Raw genomic sequence first — 17,609 nt, 5'->3', positions numbered from 1 at the left:
TGAATTACTCGGCGCGTGGCGGCGTCAGGCTTTCGTCGGTCGATACCGGCGGCAGCAGGCTTTCCACATCCGGAAGCGCCGGAGTTGCCGGGGCCTCTTCCGTTGACGTCGGCAGGCCAAGCGCATCTGTGACCGAGCTGTCTGCTGCGTTTTTCGCAGCGATGACCGTCAGGGAGATCGAGGTGATCAGGAAGGCAATTGCCAGACCCCAGGTCACTTTTGCAAGGGCTGTTGCCGCTCCGCGGGCGGACATCAGGCCGCCCCCACCGCCACCGATCCCAAGACCACCGCCCTCAGAACGCTGAAGAAGCACAACACCGATCAGTGACAGTGCCAGAATCAGATGAATGACGAGGACGACATTTTCCATAAGGGGGTCCAATATTCGGTTACGACGGTCTTCGCGGGTATTTAGGCGAAAGGGCGCTGCAGCGCAACCCGCGTTTCGGGGCGTTCTGTTTTCGTGAGGGGAAAGCCCTGTTTTCGTCTGAATATGAAATTTTGCTTGCAGGGCGGGCAGCTGGGGCGTTCGACGAAAACTAGAAAACTAGAAAACTAGAAAACTAGAAAACTAGAAAACTAGAAAACTAGAAAACTAGAAAACTAGTATTCTGGTATCGCGCCTTACTCCCGCCTTTTTGCATCTGCGGCGAATTAGGTGTTTCCCCAGCGCGCGCCAGCCGCTATGACGGGCCGGGTTTTCTTTGAGATAGGAACAGACCATGGCAAATGTTGTCGTCGTAGGCGCCCAGTGGGGTGACGAAGGTAAAGGCAAAATCGTTGACTGGCTCAGCGAACGCGCAGATGTGATCTGCCGGTTTCAGGGCGGGCACAATGCGGGCCACACTCTTGTGATCGACGGCAAGGTTTACAAGCTGCATGCGCTGCCCTCTGGCGTTGTGCGCGGGGGTAAGCTCAGCGTGATCGGCAACGGTGTTGTGCTGGATCCCTGGAACCTTCTGAAAGAAATTGAAACGGTAACGGCACAGGGCGTGGATATCTCGCCCGAGACGCTGATGATCGCGGAAAACACCCCGCTGATCCTGCCCTTCCACGGTGAATTGGATCGCGCCCGCGAAGAGGCCGCGTCCAAAGGCACCAAGATCGGCACCACCGGTCGCGGCATTGGTCCGTGTTATGAAGACAAGGTCGGGCGTCGTGCGATCCGTGTGGCTGACCTGGCCGATGACGCCACGCTTGAGGCCCGTGTGGACCGCGCCCTGCAGCACCATGATCCGCTGCGCAAAGGTCTGGGTGTTGAACCGATCGACCGGGACGCCCTGATCGCGCAACTCAAGGAAGTTGCACCGAAAATTCTGAATTTTGCAGCTCCCGTCTGGAAGGTGCTTAATGAAAAGCGCAAATCCGGCAAACGGATCCTTTTCGAAGGCGCACAAGGCGCGCTTCTGGACATCGACTTCGGCACCTATCCGTTCGTGACCTCGTCCAACGTGATTGCCGGTCAGGCCGCAACCGGTGTGGGCATTGGTCCCGGTTCGATTGACTATGTGCTGGGGATCGTGAAGGCCTACACCACCCGCGTGGGCGAAGGCCCGTTCCCGACCGAGCTGGATGATGCGGACGGACAGCGCCTGGGCGAGCGTGGCCACGAGTTTGGCACCACCACCGGTCGCAAGCGCCGTTGCGGCTGGTTTGATGCGGCCCTGGTGCGCCAGACCTGCGCCACCTCCGGTGTGTCCGGCATCTCGTTGACCAAGCTTGACGTTCTGGACGGGTTCGAAACGCTGAAAATCTGCGTGGGTTATGACCTGGACGGTGAGCGTCTGGATTACCTGCCCACCGCCGCCGATCAACAGGCCCGCTGCACCCCGATCTATGAAGAGATGCCGGGTTGGAGCGAATCGACCGAAGGGGCGCGCAGCTGGAATGACCTGCCCGCCAACGCGATCAAATACGTCAAACGCGTGGAAGAGCTGATCGACTGCCCGGTGGCGCTTTTGTCGACCAGCCCGGAACGGGATGATACGATCCTGGTGACCGATCCGTTTGCGGATTGATCCGCCGGTCGAAGCCGTGAATTGAAGGCGGGTGCGGGAAACCGTTGCCCGCCTTTTTCAACCGAAGGAAACGCTGATGGCCCTGAGTTACAAAACCCGCAAGCGACTGTCCCTGCTCATCCTTGTGCTGGGTTTGCCCGCCTATATCATCATGGCGATCTGGGTTGTGTCGCTGTTCAATCGCCCGCCGATCTGGCTGGAGCTGATCATCTATGTCGGTCTTGGTTTCCTCTGGATGCTGCCGTTCAAGAAAGTGTTCCTTGGGGTGGGAAAGGCTGATCCGGACGAAGATCCTGCCAATTATCCGCACGACCCGGCAGGGAAATATGCACTGAAAGACGAAGACAAACGGAACGGTTGAGGCTGCTGTAATCTCACCACAAAAAAGGCCCCCGCAATGCAGGGGCCTTTTTCTGTTTGGTGCCGGGTCACGCAGATTGGCGCCCGTCGGTCTCTCCGTCTGAACCGCTGCCAGGACGGAAGCGGGTGCTTTCGGTCAGGGCGAACTGGCCGCGTTTCAGGCGTTTGATCCGCCCTTCGCGCAGCAGTTTGCCAAAGGCGCGCAGACCTTCTTCACGCGAAAACTCCTCTTCGCCCACATAGCGGCGCACCATGCCCATCACGCGGGGACGGGTAAAGCTTTCATACCCGTTCAGCAGCACGGTGTGGCAGGCTGCAGCTTCCAGCAGCTCTCCCATCTTATGGGCTCCGGTTTGTTCGACATAGTCGATAAACCCGGCATCCAGCTGTTCGGTTGCCGTGTCTTCAGAGATCTCGTCCCGTGCGAGGTCGGCCTGCGGGTTGCGCAGAACGCGGCGCGGGCGCACGATGTCACTGGAGGTCGGGACCGCTGGGGCCTCATCAATTGTTTCCATTTCGTCAACGCGTTGTTCGGACACCAGAACCAGGGGGGGCATCCGGCGCGACGACCCTCCGGACATGCCGGGGCGACGCGGACGCACAACACGGGCAAGGTCATCGCGATAGGCGCCGACGCTGTCGTCACCATTTTTACCCGATGCATCCTCATGTGTGTCATCTGCGCGTTTGGCCTGAACCGCTGCCTTGAGATGTGCGATGGCAGACCGGCGGCGGCTTACCTCGGTGCTGGCCATATGCGTGTCGGCCTCAGCCAGCAGCCGGTCCAGCGCGTTTTCGCTGTCGCTGACGCCGCCATCATCAAATGCGGTGAGCTTCGGCAGATCGCGTGTTTCAGGACGCTCTTCTGTGGCGACTTCGGCGGGGGCCTCCTCGATGGCGGGTGCGTCTTCGATCTGCGGGGCCTGAGCGGAGATTTCGTCTGTCTGCGCGGCAACGGCTTCGGCTTCCGCCTCAGCCAGCTCGGCCATCAGTTCCGCCTCAGCCTCCGGGGTCAGCATTGCATTTTCATTGTCCTGCGATGCGTCGTCCTCGGGGGACGAAAGCTGTCCGCCTTTCACGTGGCGCACGCGAATCACACGGGGTTTGCGCAGAGCGACCGGGCGAGGGGAGGTGTCCTCTTCTTCCTGGGCAGCGTCCTCTTCGGCAGTCTCCTCGGCATGTAGGTCATCGCGCTCCGTGGCCGCTTCTTCGGCCATGTCCAGATCGGTATCTTCCGGGTCGATGTCATCCTGTTCGGCAAGATCAGCCTCGGTTTCGACAGTTTCAGCGATTTCGGGCTCAGCGATGTCTGCGCTTGCCTCTTCCGCGGCCTCTTCCGCCTTGGGCTCGCTGTTCAGTCGCGACAGGATCCCGGAAATCGTATCCTCACCCTGTCCGCGGTCCTGATCGAGAGTTTCAGGCTCAGCAGTTTCTGCAACAGATGCGGAAGGTTGGTTGTCCTGATCGGCTGCCTCGTCGTCGAGGGTCACATTGCTGCGCCCATGTTTCGCGACCGTGGCAAGAACGGACGAAATGGACGAGGAGCCCTCTGCAATGTCGTTCTCGTCTTCCAGATCTTCGTCCTGCAGGCTTTCTTCCTGCGCGTCCTCACGGGGCTGCGCGTCCTCTTCAAGCCCCTGCTCCTGGAGTTCAGAAACCGGTTGCTCGTCGTCCTCATCCTCGTCTTGCGACATACCCTGTGCGGCCAGTTCTGCGCGTGCAAGTTCACGCAGACGTTGGGCGCGCTGGGCGCGGCGAGAGCGGCGCAGCTTGCGGATCTCTGCCGAAGACAGATTCTCTTCTTCTGCGGTCAGGGCGTCAGGCAGGGGGGCTTCGTCATCCTCAGAACGCAGGTTCTGAGGGGGCTGGGCGTCCTCGCCCTCCGCGTCCTGCGCAGCAGTGTCTGTATCGGGGGCCGTGTCGAGGTCCATTTCGACCTCGGCCTCGACGGCATCCGGCAGGTCTTCAATCTCGTCGGTATCCACAAAGAGATTGGAAACGTCGGCCCGATCAAGATCCTGATCTTCGGCATATTGATCGGTGGCGACAAAGGCTGCGGCCCCTTCGGCGCGCTTTTCATCGACCACCGCGCGAATGCGGCTGAGCTTGTCAGCAATCGAGCCGGAAACAGGCGTGTTCAGCGGCGCCTCATCTGCCTGCGGAACCTCTGCAACCGGAGCCTCCGGTTGGGCGATGTCCTCATCCTCAGTCACTGACGGGGTCGGCTCGTCCTGAGCGGCGCCGGCCTGCGATGTGGGGGCGTGTTCGGAAGCGGAGTTTTCAGCGGCGGTGGTGGACGCATCGGTCAACAGGTGACCCGCCTCCACGGCGGTTGCGCCAATGGCGGTTTGGGTGGTCACGTCGGCGTCAGCCTGACGCAGGACGACACCGTCCTTTTCCACGCGGGCTTCAACCCGTTTCTGAATCTCACGTTCAGCGATGCGATGCAGCATCTCTGCATCCGGCGTGGGTGGTTCCGCGCCGAAGTAGCGATCGTCTGCCGCCAGATCACGGAAATACTCCGCAATTGACTTCATCGTGTTGAAAGGTTCGTCAAAACCCTCCAACGTGCACGAAAATGTGCCGTAAGATACAGTGAGAATCTTGCTATTGCTCACCATAAATAACTCGCTTTCTCCCCCGATCCAGCAGGAACCTGTTTACCATGCACTGGTTCGGGAAAATGAACAAAACCGGGAAAATCGCGGTATTTTTTCTGGGCAGGAATGTGTTTTTTTGCCGATTTGGAAACAATAACCGCATGAAAGGGAATATTTTGCAACAATTGGCGTCAATAACACTGCTTGGAGGCGGGCGGGTTAACCACTCGATTCTGCGTGAGAGCCTTGAATTTGCCCCCCGCCTCGTGGCGGTGGATGGGGCGGCCGGGACCGCTGTGTCGCTGGATCTGATGCCGGAGGCGGTGGTGGGGGATCTGGACAGTCTGACCCCCGAGGTTCGTGCCGTGTTCGACCCTGCCTGTGTTGTGGAAACCCCCGACCAGAACCGAACGGATTTCGACAAGGCGTTGCAATGGGCGGTTGAGCAGGGGCAGGCGCCCTTGGTGCTGGGGGTTGGGTTCATGGGCGGACGGCTGGATCATGAACTTGCCTGTTACAACGCATTGGTGCGCAGCACCGCGCCCTGTGTCTTGCTGGGAGAGGAGGATCTTTGTTTCCATCTTGCGGACAATCTCAAGCTGGCGCTGCCATTGGGGGCGCGTTTGTCACTTTTCCCCATGGCGGAGGTGACCGGGAACTGCACCGGGTTGCGCTGGCCGGTTGACGGGCTGACCCTGTCTCCCTGGGGGCGGGTCGGGACCTCAAATGAGGTGGCCGAGGGCCAGCTGACCCTGTCCTTTGATCGGCCGGGCATGTTGGTGATCCTGCCGCGCGCCCATCTTGGGGCGGTCATCGAGGCCCTGCTCGGCTAAGCCGGACTGTCAGGTAGGGCGCTGAGCCTGACACTTTGCCTGACGCCGCGCCTGCCGGTGCTCGCGCGTAATCACGTAAAGCCCGGCTGCCACGGTAATGGCGATTCCCAGCGCGGCAAGCCCGTTGGGCAGGTCGTGAAAGGCAAGCCAGCCAATCAGCGTGGCAAAGGGAATTTCCAGATATTGCATCGGTGCCAGCGTGGCAGAAGGGGCATATTTCAGGCTGGCGGTCATCAAAATTGCCGACGCGGTCCCGATCACTCCGAACATGACCAGATCTGGCGCAAGATGCAGCGGCGGCAGGGCGTCTGCCCCGGCAATGCCCCAGAGCGGCAGCAAAATGACAGCACCGAGAGATCCATTGGCCACCTGGATCGCCAGCGGATCCATTGCGCGTGAAATCTTGCGTGTGATCATTGCGAAGATGGCAAAGCCAAGCGCGACCCCAAGCGGCATGAGCGCCACCAGCCCCACCGCCACGAAATTGGGCTGGATCACCAGAAGCGTGCCGATGAAACCAACCAGGGCGGCGCCAATCCGGTGTGGCCCAACCTGTTCGCCCAGCACCAGCGCCCCAAGGGCCAGCATGATGAACGGAGCCACAAAGGCAATTGCCACCGCATCCGCCAGTGGCAGAAATCGCAGCGACTGATACATCAACCCCATCGAGATCAGCAAAACCAGCGCGCGCGCCAGCATCCAGACCCGTGTGCCCTTGGGCGGCAGGCATGGGATGTTGCGCGCCTTCAGCCAGGGGTAAAGCAAAAGGGGAAACAGAAATCGCAGGGTGATCAGGGCCAAAAGCGCCACTTCATCCCCCAGCGCCTTGGCCTGCGCATCCGACAACGGCACCAACATGCAAAATCCCAGCATCAACAGGATGCCAAGGAAGGGGCGGTCATGAGAGGTTGAGGATGTGATGGAACTAGACATGGGGCGACCCTACGCCGCCCCGGTCAGAAGTCAATTCACCCTATGGTAGATCAGCAGTTCGGCACATTCACGGCAAGCCCGCCCAGAGAGGTCTCTTTATACTTCTCCATCATGTCCTGCCCGGTTTCGAACATGGTTTTCACACAGGCATCCAGCGGCACAAGATGGGTGCCATCCCCGCGCAGCGAAAGCGACGCCGCCGAGACCGCCTTGATCGCGCCCACGCCATTGCGTTCGATACATGGCACCTGAACCAGCCCCTTGATCGGGTCGCAGGTCAGTCCAAGGTGGTGTTCCAGCGCGATCTCTGCGGCGTTTTCCACCTGCATCGGCGTGCCGCCCATCACGGCGCACAGCCCGGCCGCCGCCATGGCACTGGCCGAACCGACCTCCGCCTGACAGCCCGCCTCTGCCCCTGAAATCGAGGCATTGTGCTTGACGATCCCGCCAATCGCCGACGCGGTCAAAAGGAACTCGCCGATCTTGTCGCGGCTTGCACCCGGCACATGGTTGAGCCAGTACATGATGGTTGCAGGCAATACCCCCGCTGCCCCGTTGGTCGGGGCGGTGACCACCTGTCCGCCAGCGGCATTTTCTTCGTTCACCGCCATGGCATAGACGCTCATCCAGTCATTGATCGTATGAGGTGCGGTCAGGTTCAGCCCCTTCTCCGCCTGCAAGGCCTCGTAAATGCCGCGCGCGCGTCGTTTCACCGACAGGCCACCGGGCAGGATGCCCTCGCGATCCAGCCCGCGGGTGATGCAATCCTCCATCACCTGCCACAGGCGCGTGATGCCCGCATCCAGCGATGCTGGCCCCATATGTTCCAGCTCGTTGGCGCGTTTCATCTCGGCAATCGACTTGCCGGACATGGCTGCCATCTCAAGCATTTGCGCTGCGGTTTCAAATGGATAGGGATGGGTTTTTGCATCTACCTTGTCGCGGACCGGCTCTTCGGCCTGTTCGGCCTCGGTCACCACGAACCCCCCACCGATCGAGTAATAGGTCTCGCGAACCACAACATCACCCTGCGCATCCGTGGCCATCAGCACCATACCGTTGGCGTGGCCGGGCAGCGGGTGATCATAGTCAAAGATCAGGTCCGTGGCTGGATCGAATTTCAGCGCCCCCAACCCCTCCGGGTTGACCGTCTTGCTGGCGTTGATGGCATCCAGGCAGGCCTCTGCCGCCGCATGTTCATAGCTGTCGGGCAGAAACCCTGCGAGGCCCAGAATAGTCGCCCGGTCCGTGGCATGGCCCACGCCGGTAAAGGCCAAAGACCCGTGCAGGGACGCCCGCAGCCCAGCCACCTGAAACGGCTGCTCGCGCAGCAGATCCAGAAACCGGCCACCGGCTACCATCGGTCCCATCGTGTGGGACGAACTGGGGCCAACCCCAACCTTGAACATGTCAAAGACAGATAGAAACATGAGACCCTCGCGCATTTGGTCAACAAGCAATAGACCCCACCATGGCGAATTTTAGATCATATGACGGGCGGAAAGCGACATATTCGTGCTTAGTCAGGACGTGTGAGCACAAAAGCCGCGCCCGCCGCGATCAAAACCCCCTGCAGGGTCAGAACCCAAAGCGGCAATCCCTTCCACACCGAAAACGCTATCACCAATGCCATCATGCTGGTTGCCAGAAGTTTTGCGCGCCGGGAAATCGCGCCTCGTTCTTCCCAATCCCGAATGGTCGGACCAAAATGGGCGTGTTCAATCAGCCATTTACGCGCCCGGGGGCTGGATTTCCCAAAGGCAAACGCCGCCACCAGCAAAAAGGGGGTGGTCGGCACCACTGGCAGCAGAATACCCAATAGGCCAAGGCCCACGGCGCCCCAGCCCAACGCGATAAAGAAAAACCTGCCCATGCCGTTTGCCGCACTCCAGAACGACCCTATCCGCCCCCATGCTGGTGCAATCTTTTCGGAATGTCCAGCAATCAGCATGGGCGCGCTAAACCTCTCTTTTCCTTGTTAAAAATATCCCGGGGTGAGGCTCGAAGAGCCGAGGGGCAGCGCCCCTTTCATAGCGGTCTGGTCAGACCCTCTCGCCACGGGGCAACATCTGATTTATAACCGCCAAAACAGTGTCTTAAGAGGAGGGGGCGCCATGTCCGGCGAATTGTCACCCATCGATACCGCCAAATTCGTCGCCGCCAAGCGCGCAGTGGAATTTGTCGAGGACGGGATGCGCGTAGGTCTTGGAACGGGCTCAACCGCCGCCTGGATGGTGCGCTGCCTTGGGGAGCTTGTGCGCGAAGAAGGTTTGCGCGTCACCGGTGTTCCCACCTCGGTGCGCACCGCAGAGCTTGCACGGGCGCAGGGCATTCCGGTTGCGGGGCTGGATGAGGTCAAATGGCTGGACCTGACCATTGACGGCACCGATGAATTTGACGCGGACCTTTGTCTGATCAAAGGCGCCGGCGGGGCGCATCTGCTTGAAAAGATTGTCGCAACCGCGTCTGACCGCATGGTGGTGATTGCAGATCCGTCAAAATCGGTTGAGCAACTTGGCGCCTTTCCCCTGCCTTTGGAAGTGGTTCCGTTCGGCTGGCAGACGTCAAAAAACCTGGTCGAAGAAATGCTGATCTCCATGGATGTGCTGGGCCAGATCACCACGCTGCGCATGAACGGGGACCAGCCCTTTCTTTCGGATGAGGGCAATTACATCCTTGACCTGCATCTGAAACGCATCGGTGATCCGCGCAAATTGTCGATGGTGCTGAACCAGATCCCCGGCGTGGTGGAGAACGGCCTGTTCATCGACATCTGCGACGTGGTTGTCGTGGGGCATGGGGATGGCCGGGTTGAGGTGATCGACATCAATGAAGGCACGTTTGAGGAAGACCGGATCGAGTTTGTCGAAACAGACAATATCTTTAAAGATTTGTGACCCTCCCGAGGGGAAAGTTTAAACTTTCGAACATCAAAAACGCCGGAGTTTAAACTTTTCCAGCCTGCGGTGGCTCTCCTTATGTCGCGTCCGCCGGACTGTATGTCGCGTCCGCCGGACTGTCGGACCCGCGCTCTGGTCGCGGCTTTGTGACTGCTTGTTGAAAAATCGCACGTTCCCACTCTGGAAACCTTTCCCCCTTACCCCTAGGTTCTCGTCAACTTGATTTCGGAAGGGACGACCATGAACACCACTGCGAGCGAATTTGACTATGACCTGTTTGTCATCGGTGGCGGGTCCGGCGGCGTGCGCGCGGGCCGGGTGGCGGCAGAGGGCGGGGCCAAGGTGGCGCTGGCGGAAGAGTTCCGCATGGGCGGCACCTGCGTCATCCGCGGCTGCGTGCCGAAAAAGCTGATGGTGTTTGCTTCCCACTATGGCCCGGCGGCGGATGAGGCCGCGAAATATGGCTGGCGCGGCAATGCGGCAGGTGTGTTCGACTGGGGGCAGTTTCAGCCGATGCTGCATGCGGAACTGGATCGGCTTGAGGGGATCTATCAGCGCAACCTGGGCAATTCCGGTGCGGATATCTTCAATGCGCGCGCGGTGGTGAAAGATGCCCATACGGTGGCGCTGTCCACGGGGGAAACCTTCACCGCAAAGCATATCCTGGTGGCCACGGGCGGGCGCCCCTTCCTGCCTGATACGCCCGGGGCACAGGATCTTGGCATTACCTCAAACGAGGTCTTCAACCTCGACACCTTCCCTAATCGCATCCTGATTGTTGGCGGGGGCTATATCGCTACGGAATTTGCGTGTATTTTCAACGGTCTCGGCGCGCATGTGGCGCAATGGTATCGCGGCGCACAGATCCTGCGTGGCTTTGATGACGAGGTGCGTGGATTTCTGGCGGAACATATCTCTGCGCGCGGGGTGGACCTGCATGTGGGGCTGGAAGTGGAACGGATGGAGCGCCGCGACGGGGCCATCTGGGTCAAGGGCACCGATGGGCGTGAAGAAATGTTCGACCAGGTGATGTTCGCAACCGGCCGGGTGCCCAATACTGACGGGCTGGGCCTTGCCGAAGCCGGGGTTGAGCTGGGTCGTGGCGGGGAAGTGGTTGTTGATCAATACAGCCAGACCTCGGTCCCGTCGATTTACGCCGTGGGGGATGTGACCAACCGGATCACCCTGACGCCGGTGGCCATCCGCGAGGCAATGGCTTTTGTGGAAACCGTGTTCAATGGCAACCCGACCAGCCCGGATCACGAGAATGTCGCCTCTGCCGTGTTTACCCAGCCGGAATATGGCACGGTGGGCATGAGCGAGGAAGAGGCCCGTGCCGCCGAAAAAATCGACGTCTACACGGCTGCGTTCCGCCCGATGCAGTCCAGCTTTATCGGCTCTGACGAACGTGTGCTGTTCAAACTGGTGGTGAGCCAGGCCAGCCAGAAAGTGCTGGGGGTTCATATCGTTGGACCGGGTGCGGGCGAGATGATCCAGCTGGCAGCGGTGGCGGTGAAGATGGGGGCCACCAAAGCAGATTTCGACCGCACCGTGGCGGTGCACCCGACCATGTCGGAAGAGATTGTGTTGATGAAAACACCCACACGGCGCGATTGATTTGCACCGTTGAAAGTAGAAGAGGACGCGCGCTTTTTGGGGCGCGCGTTTCATTTACAGTGTTTCGACTTTTCCCTGCCTCAGGTGAACGTCGAAACGCTTTAGAGCTTGTGTACCGGGACTGCTGCACTGTTTTCATAGAAAACTAGAAAACTAGAAAACTAGAAAACTAGTTTTCTGGTTTTTTTGAAAATCCCCCCCGATGACCTGAAAAACCCGCGCAAGCGAAGGGCTTTCCCTTGAAAAATCGCTCCCGAAAGGCCAGTTATTGCTCTGATGCTTTGACCAGATAAGGACAATAACCACATGGCCAGCGATAATGGCGGCCCCTGGGGCGGCGGTGGAAACCGCGGCGGTTCGGGTGGCGACAAACAGGGCGGCAATCAGGGGGGCAATCGTCCCCAGCGCCCCGGGGACCAACCGATCCCCGAAATCGACGAGTTGATGAAGAAGGGGCAAGAGCAGCTGCGTGTTCTGATGGGCGGCCGTTCTGATGGACGCCGTGGTGGTTCGGGATCTGGCACAGGTGGGCCGGGGATCGGTCGCGGCACGCTGATGCTGGGGGCTTTGGCCGCTGCCGGTGTCTGGGTGTTTGCCAGCTTCTATCGCGTTGATACCTCGGAACAATCGGTCGAACAGCTGTTTGGCGCACGTTACGGGGTTGGTCAGGAAGGTCTGAACTTTGCCCCCTGGCCGGTGGTGACCAAGGAAATCTATCCGGTGACCCGTGAAAACATCATCAATATTGGCGAGGGCAATTCCGGCCTGATGCTGACCGGGGATGAAAATATCGTCGATATTGATTTCCAGGTGGTCTGGAACATTTCGGATATCGAGGCGTTCGTCTACAACCTCGCAGCCCCCGAAGACACCATTCGCGCCGTGTCGGAATCGGCCATGCGCGAGATTATCGCCCGCTCCCTGCTGGCGCCGATCCTGACCTCGGACCGTGGGGTCATTCAGCAGGAATTGCAGGATCTGATCCAGCAGACCCTGGATGGCTATGAGGCCGGGGTGAACATCGTGCGCGTGAACTTCGACCGTGCTGACCCGCCGCGCGAAGTGATCGACAGCTTCCGTGAAGTTCAGGCCGCTGAGCAAACCCGTGACACGTTGCAAAAACAGGCCGACGCCTATGCCAACCGTGTGGTGGCAGCCGCACGTGGTGAGGCGGCGCAGCTTCTGGAAGAGGCCGAAGGGTATCGTGCCAAAGTCGTGAATGAGGCCGAAGGGGAAGCCGCCCGTTTCATCGCCGTGTATGAGGAATATGCGAAGGCACAGGATGTGACGCGCAAACGCCTTTACCTCGAAACCCTCGAAAAGGTCATGGGATCGGTGAACAAGGTGATCATTGACACCCCGGTTGGCGGGGAAGGGGGCGTTGTGCCCTATCTGCCGCTCAATGAGCTGAACAAATCCAGCGGAGGGTCGAAGTGATGCGCAAGACACAAATGTTGATTGGTGTTGTTGTCGTGGCTGTCGTGGCCGCGCTGCAAGCCATTTATATCGTGGATGAGCGCGAAACCGTTCTGAAACTTCGCTTTGGTGAGGTGAAGGAAGAGGTGCGCGATCCGGGGCTTTATTTCAAAGTGCCGCTGATCGACGAAATCGTGAAATATGATGACCGGATCCTGCCGCTTGATACGCGCAAGCTTGAGGTGACGCCGGCAGATGGGCGCCGTCTGGAAGTGGACGCCTTTGCCCGCTGGCGCATCATTGACGCAAAGGAATTCCGTCGTTCTGTCGGGGCCGGGGGGATTGCCGGGGCAGCGTCGCGGCTCGAACGGATCCTGAACGCCGAACTTCGGGCCGTTCTGGGGAAGGTGAAATCCGGGGTCGTTCTATCCGCCGACCGGGTGGTGTTGATGAACCAGATCCGTGATCGCGCCCGCAGCCAATCGGTTGATCTTGGGATCGAAGTGATCGACGTGCGGATCAAAAGCGCCGACCTGCCAAAGCAGAACCTTGAGGCAACTTTTGAACGGATGCGAGCCGAACGTCAGCGTCTTGCCGCAGACGAAATTGCCCGTGGTAACGAGGCCGCCCAACGCCTGCGGGCAACGGCAGATCGGACCGTGGTGGAAACCACCTCAGAGGCGCGTAAAAATGCCGAGATCATTCGCGGTGAGGCGGATGCCCGACGCAATGCCATTCTGGCAGATGCCCTTGGGCGGGATGAGGAATTCTATGCGTTCCTGCGCTCGCTTCAGGCCTATGAAGCCTCGCTGAGCGGTGAAAACTCCTCGCTTGTCATTTCGCCGGATAGCGAATTTTTCGACTATCTGAATTCGGATGAGGGCCGGAAGTGAGCTTTGTGCTCTTAGGCTTCGGGCTTGTGCTCGTGATTGAGGGGCTGGTGTTCGCACTGGCCCCTTCGCGTCTTGATGAGTTGGTTCAGGCAATCAATGCATTGACCCGTGACCAGCGCCGGGCCATCGGGCTGGGCGCGGTTGGTCTCGGGGCGGTGATGGTGTGGTTGTCTCAGGGTGGATGAGTTTTGAACAGGTGATTGGGCGGGACCCCCATCGGGCTACGTCCCTGTGCGCCGGCTGTGCGCCGGTTGTGCGGCGCTGTGTCTGCAGCTGCGTTTCTGACGCCGCGATGAGCTCAGGACAGCGCCACAGTTTCGGGTAAGCCCTGCGCCATCGGAACAAGAGAGGTCGCCACCGCCTGCGGTCAGTTGCATGTCCTGTTTCAGCGCCATTTCAAAAAAATATGTTCTAGTCGTCAGGCAATTCGGGCGCAGGGGATGACGCCGTCGGCATTGGTGTGAAAACCGGCGGCGTGACAGAGGCGTTCAACAGAGTTTCGAGCAGCTCTGGCGACAGCGGATCGGAGAAAAAACCGGCGGCCAGCCCGTGGTGATGGTTCAGTATCAGAAAGGCGAGACGATGTGGCCCGACCATGATCTGACAATGGCCATTGCCACGCCTTTCCTCAAGCAAGGTGACGATCCGGTCATATGCGCCGGAGTTGACAGGCGCAATCAGGGCACCGATTTCATCCAGGGCGACAATCGAGACATCCACAACATCCAGATCGAATTCAACAGCGGCGTGAATGCGACATTCATGCTGGTTGAATAGGCCAGTTGGGGGGGCAGGGGGCGGCGTGGATATTGGTTCTGATACGGGGTGCAGGGGCTTATCCTCCGTGTGATAGGTGCGGATAATCCAATGGGAAAACCAGATTGCCCCGATGATGATCGGCACCAGGAAGGTCACAAGGAAAAGGCCCGCAAGCGATTGTTCTAAAACCGTTAAGTCAGAGACACCCCGTTCCATAAAGCGTTTCAGGCGGTTTTTCATCGTGCCGTCCGCCTGTCCTGCCCATGCAGCCCCCTTGCCACCGCTCACGCCGGCATTGCAGGAAAATCGCATCCCCGCGATCAGGACACCCACACGGCTGCGCAGCGTTGCCGGGTCCGGAAACCGGCCCGTAGTCGACGCTTCCTGTGTGGCGATGACCATCCAGTCAAATGCGGGTTTCCAACTGCCTAGGCCCAGATCATCCTCTCGGGTGGAGATGACGGATTGCGCACGGATGAGTTGGCGGCGAAGCTGGCGCTGTTCCACTGACGACAGCACCGCACCTTTTGCCGCATATCTGCTGACCGTGTCGATCAGTTCATTGACTTCATCGGGGACACCGCACCGGTCGTCGGCAGCCAGCAATGCCGCCGGTGGGAAAATGCTGAGTATCAAGGCAAACAGAAGCTGGCGGCACAGGTGTATGCAGGTGCTGTCGCAGGAAAGATAAGCTGTGTTCTCTACCCTCAAATCATTGCCTCAACCGGTTTGTCAGGGCAATTATGGCGGGTAAGTCCTAATATCAGGTTGAGACTTTGGGGGGATGTCGGCCAATTCCGGCCTATCGCGTGAATGTGCATGGGGATCACAAGCAGGTGAACGTGCCCGTCATTTCCTTGTGCAAGTTTGCGTTGCACATTTTTGTTCCTATCTAGAGACTGTCCCCAAAGGGATCGCGCGCAAGCAGGGTCCCAATCAGAGAGTGAAAACGAGGAGAGATGATTTGAGAGCGCAGGCAATTCCAATTACACGCCATCGTCCCGCACAGGGCATGATGATGTTCGTGGCACTGGTGATGAGCGCGGCGATTGTGCTGGTGTCCGGTCTTCGGACCGAGGCGCGCGGTGCGCCCGATAGCTTTGCGGATCTGGCCGAGCAGGTCAGCCCGGCGGTGGTGAATATCACCACCTCCACGATCATTGAAAGCCGTGTCGGCCAGCAGCCAATGGTGCCCGAAGGCAGCCCGTTTGAGGATTTCTTCCGTGATTTCCTTGACCGGGACCGCGGTCGCAACGGGCCGGGGGGGAATGGTGCCCCGAATCCGCGGCGCAGCCAGGCGCTGGGGTCGGGGTTTGTGATTTCCGAAGACGGTTTCATCGTGACCAACAACCATGTCATTGATGGTGCGGACGAGATTATGATCGAGTTCTTTGGCGGTGAAAAGGAGCTGCCCGCCAAGGTGATCGGCACCGATCCGAACACCGACATTGCGCTGCTCAAGGTCGAAAGTGATGAACCGCTGGATTTCGTGAAATTCGGTGACAGTGACGTGATGCGTGTGGGCGACTGGGTGATGGCCGTGGGCAACCCGCTGGGGCAGGGCTTTTCTGTCTCCGCCGGTATCATCTCGGCGCGCAACCGTGGCCTTGGCGGCGTCTATGACGATTACATCCAGACCGACGCGGCGATCAACCGGGGCAACTCGGGTGGACCGCTCTTTAGCATGGATGGGGAAGTGATCGGCGTGAATACTGCGATCCTCAGCCCCAATGGCGGCTCGATCGGGATCGGCTTCTCGATGTCCTCCAATGTGGTTGAGAAAGTGATCGGCCAGCTGCAGGAGTTTGGCGAGACCCGTCGTGGCTGGCTTGGTGTGCGCATTCAGGACATCACGGAGGACATGCTCGAAGGGCTGGGTCTGAGTTCAACCAATGGCGTGCTGGTCAATGATGTGCCGGATGGGCCGTCAAAAGAGGCGGGTATTATGGCCGGTGACGTGATCCTGTCCTTTGACGGGATTGATGTGGCCAATACCCGTGAACTGGTCAAGATCGTGGGCGATGCGCCGGTGGGCAAGGCCGTGCGCGTTGTCGTGAAACGCGGTGGCCAGACCGAAACGCTGAAGGTGACGCTTGGCCGTCGGGAAGAGGCTGTGGCCTCAAATGACGGCAGCCAGACACCGGGCCAGAGAAGCCCCGTCGAAAAGACGCTGCTTGGCATGACGCTGACAGAGCTGAATGACACGCTTCGTGAAGAGCTGGGTCTCAATCCCGGAGCCTCTGGTCTTGTTGTGGTTGATGTGGATGAAAGCTCGGAAGCCTTTGAAAAAGGTCTGCGTCGGGGCGATGTGATCGCCGAGGCCGGACAGACCGGGGTCACCAGCCTGAGCAGGTTCGAGGCCATGATCGAGGATGGTCGTGACGCCGGACGCAAATCCATGCTGCTGCTGATCCGCCGCAATGGCGAGCCGCGTTTCCTGGCACTGTCGCTGGAGGAGTAAGCGCGGCATATTCCGGACGCGTTTCAGACAATCCGATCAAAGACACAAAGCCCCGCCGGGTTCTCGGCGGGGCTTTTCTATTGTGCTCGGCTTACCCCGATGACTTACCTGTTCCAGCCCCATTCCGGGCCCGTCCAACCCAGCGCGGGGTGCGGGCGCAGAAGGCTTTGAACGCATCGCCATGATGGGCCAGAAGTGCTGCCTCTTCCGAGCGGATCTGGATCTGCGCGGACCCGACAAACAGCAACACGGCAAGGCCCCCCGGAAGGGACGGAAGCGCCAGGGCGACTCCGGCCAACAGCATCGCCTGGCCAAGAAAGGTGGGGTTGCGCGAAAATGTGTAAAGCCCGTCCGAGACCAGCGCGCCGGTTGCCTCGGCCAGCACCCCGACCCGCCAGGAGGCGCCCATCGCCATCTGAGCGGCAAAGGCCAGCATGGCCCCGCCCACCGCGATCAGATGCCCGGGCACGGCCGCCGCGCCAAGACCGGGCCACCAGAGCGGGTCGATATTGGCGACGTCAGGCGCGATCAGATAAAGGGGAGGTGCAACCAGCGCGAGCCCAAAACTTGCCCGAAACCCGATTGCGGCAAGGCGATCCAGCCCGCGCGCCTTGCCAAACAGCCAGATCGACCGCCCTGCGGATCTGGCGGCCAGCGCCGAGCCTGCAAAAAAGGCCAGCAGATAAAGGGCGAGCACCAGCAGGCTCGCGGTTTGAATGGCAGACATGACGGCGCTCCTCTTTCTCAACCTGAGATGGACCGCCTGGCGGCGCATTTCAACGGGGGAGCGGAGAAAAGAAAAACCCGCAGGCAGGCTGC

At 59.7% G+C, this 17,609-nt stretch carries 16 protein-coding genes; 9 read left to right on the top strand and 7 right to left on the bottom strand.

The features are described 5' to 3' along the window. Nucleotides 1–4: 4 nt before the first annotated feature. A complete protein-coding gene (gene secG, locus AKJ29_RS07265) occupies nt 5–370 on the bottom strand; it encodes a preprotein translocase subunit SecG (RefSeq protein ID WP_055189455.1) in 366 nt (121 codons plus the stop codon). Between the two features lie 352 nt (nt 371–722). Here secG and AKJ29_RS07260 point away from each other — a divergent pair, with 352 nt between their 5' ends. Both AKJ29_RS07260 and AKJ29_RS07255 read left to right on the top strand, forming a co-directional pair. After that, a complete protein-coding gene (locus tag AKJ29_RS07260) occupies nt 723–2,018 on the top strand; it encodes an adenylosuccinate synthase (RefSeq protein ID WP_055189453.1) in 1,296 nt (431 codons plus the stop codon). A 76-nt stretch (nt 2,019–2,094) separates the two neighbouring features. Then, on the top strand, nt 2,095–2,379 hold the full coding sequence (locus AKJ29_RS07255; RefSeq protein WP_055190454.1) for a DUF2842 domain-containing protein: 285 nt from the start codon (nt 2,095–2,097) through the stop codon (nt 2,377–2,379). Nucleotides 2,380–2,446: 67 nt separating this feature from the next. On the opposite strand, the gene AKJ29_RS07250 is transcribed toward AKJ29_RS07255, so the two are convergent. Beyond that, the gene (locus tag AKJ29_RS07250; protein ID WP_152972433.1) at nt 2,447–4,915 is read right to left on the bottom strand and encodes a hypothetical protein; all 2,469 of its coding nucleotides are present in this window, start codon (nt 4,913–4,915) and stop codon (nt 2,447–2,449) included. A 224-nt stretch (nt 4,916–5,139) separates the two neighbouring features. Here AKJ29_RS07250 and AKJ29_RS07245 point away from each other — a divergent pair, with 224 nt between their 5' ends. Next, complete coding sequence (locus AKJ29_RS07245) at nt 5,140–5,811, top strand: thiamine diphosphokinase (protein ID WP_055190452.1); 672 nt, start codon at nt 5,140–5,142, stop codon at nt 5,809–5,811. Nucleotides 5,812–5,820: 9 nt separating this feature from the next. Here AKJ29_RS07245 and AKJ29_RS07240 read toward each other — a convergent pair whose 3' ends face one another. The 3 genes from AKJ29_RS07240 to AKJ29_RS07230 all read right to left on the bottom strand — a co-directional run bounded on the left by AKJ29_RS07240 (nt 5,821) and on the right by AKJ29_RS07230 (nt 8,695). After that, nucleotides 5,821–6,744, bottom strand: coding sequence for a DMT family transporter (locus AKJ29_RS07240; RefSeq protein ID WP_055189449.1), 924 nt, complete (start codon nt 6,742–6,744; stop codon nt 5,821–5,823). Between the two features lie 50 nt (nt 6,745–6,794). Next, nucleotides 6,795–8,174, bottom strand: coding sequence for an L-serine ammonia-lyase (locus AKJ29_RS07235; protein ID WP_055189446.1), 1,380 nt, complete (start codon nt 8,172–8,174; stop codon nt 6,795–6,797). An 89-nt stretch (nt 8,175–8,263) separates the two neighbouring features. Beyond that, on the bottom strand, nt 8,264–8,695 hold the full coding sequence (locus AKJ29_RS07230) for a YbaN family protein (RefSeq protein ID WP_235477337.1): 432 nt from the start codon (nt 8,693–8,695) through the stop codon (nt 8,264–8,266). A 163-nt stretch (nt 8,696–8,858) separates the two neighbouring features. Between AKJ29_RS07230 and rpiA the strand changes: the two genes are divergently transcribed. The 5 genes from rpiA (at nt 8,859) to AKJ29_RS07205 (ending at nt 13,755) form a co-directional block, all read left to right on the top strand. Next, complete coding sequence (gene rpiA / locus AKJ29_RS07225; RefSeq protein ID WP_055189444.1) at nt 8,859–9,641, top strand: ribose-5-phosphate isomerase RpiA; 783 nt, start codon at nt 8,859–8,861, stop codon at nt 9,639–9,641. Nucleotides 9,642–9,884: 243 nt separating this feature from the next. Then, entirely contained in the window at nt 9,885–11,261 is a 1,377-nt protein-coding gene (gene gor / locus AKJ29_RS07220; RefSeq protein ID WP_055189442.1) for a glutathione-disulfide reductase, read from the top strand. 306 nt (nt 11,262–11,567) lie between these two features. Further along, a complete protein-coding gene (gene hflK, locus AKJ29_RS07215) occupies nt 11,568–12,698 on the top strand; it encodes an FtsH protease activity modulator HflK (protein WP_055189440.1) in 1,131 nt (376 codons plus the stop codon). A gap of 14 nt (nt 12,699–12,712) precedes the next feature. Further along, a complete protein-coding gene (gene hflC, locus AKJ29_RS07210; protein ID WP_409360023.1) occupies nt 12,713–13,570 on the top strand; it encodes a protease modulator HflC in 858 nt (285 codons plus the stop codon). Further along, nucleotides 13,567–13,755: a DUF2065 domain-containing protein gene (locus tag AKJ29_RS07205; protein WP_055189436.1), complete on the top strand. Its 189-nt coding sequence runs from the start codon at nt 13,567–13,569 to the stop codon at nt 13,753–13,755. Before hflC ends, AKJ29_RS07205 begins: the two co-directional genes overlap by 4 nt. A 226-nt stretch (nt 13,756–13,981) precedes the next feature. On the opposite strand, the gene AKJ29_RS07200 is transcribed toward AKJ29_RS07205, so the two are convergent. Continuing rightward, nucleotides 13,982–14,965 (bottom strand): hypothetical protein, encoded by a 984-nt coding sequence (locus tag AKJ29_RS07200; RefSeq protein ID WP_161805384.1) that lies wholly within the window; start codon nt 14,963–14,965, stop codon nt 13,982–13,984. Between the two features lie 382 nt (nt 14,966–15,347). Between AKJ29_RS07200 and AKJ29_RS07195 the strand changes: the two genes are divergently transcribed. Then, nucleotides 15,348–16,790, top strand: coding sequence for a Do family serine endopeptidase (locus AKJ29_RS07195; protein WP_055190448.1), 1,443 nt, complete (start codon nt 15,348–15,350; stop codon nt 16,788–16,790). 91 nt (nt 16,791–16,881) lie between these two features. On the opposite strand, the gene AKJ29_RS07190 is transcribed toward AKJ29_RS07195, so the two are convergent. Further along, a complete protein-coding gene (locus tag AKJ29_RS07190; protein ID WP_055189432.1) occupies nt 16,882–17,517 on the bottom strand; it encodes a methyltransferase family protein in 636 nt (211 codons plus the stop codon). Nucleotides 17,518–17,609 lie beyond the last annotated feature (92 nt).

The sequence above is a fragment of the Aliiroseovarius crassostreae genome (assembly GCF_001307765.1).
Taxonomy (GTDB): domain Bacteria; phylum Pseudomonadota; class Alphaproteobacteria; order Rhodobacterales; family Rhodobacteraceae; genus Aliiroseovarius; species Aliiroseovarius crassostreae.
This window is presented reverse-complemented; position numbering and strand designations above follow the sequence as displayed.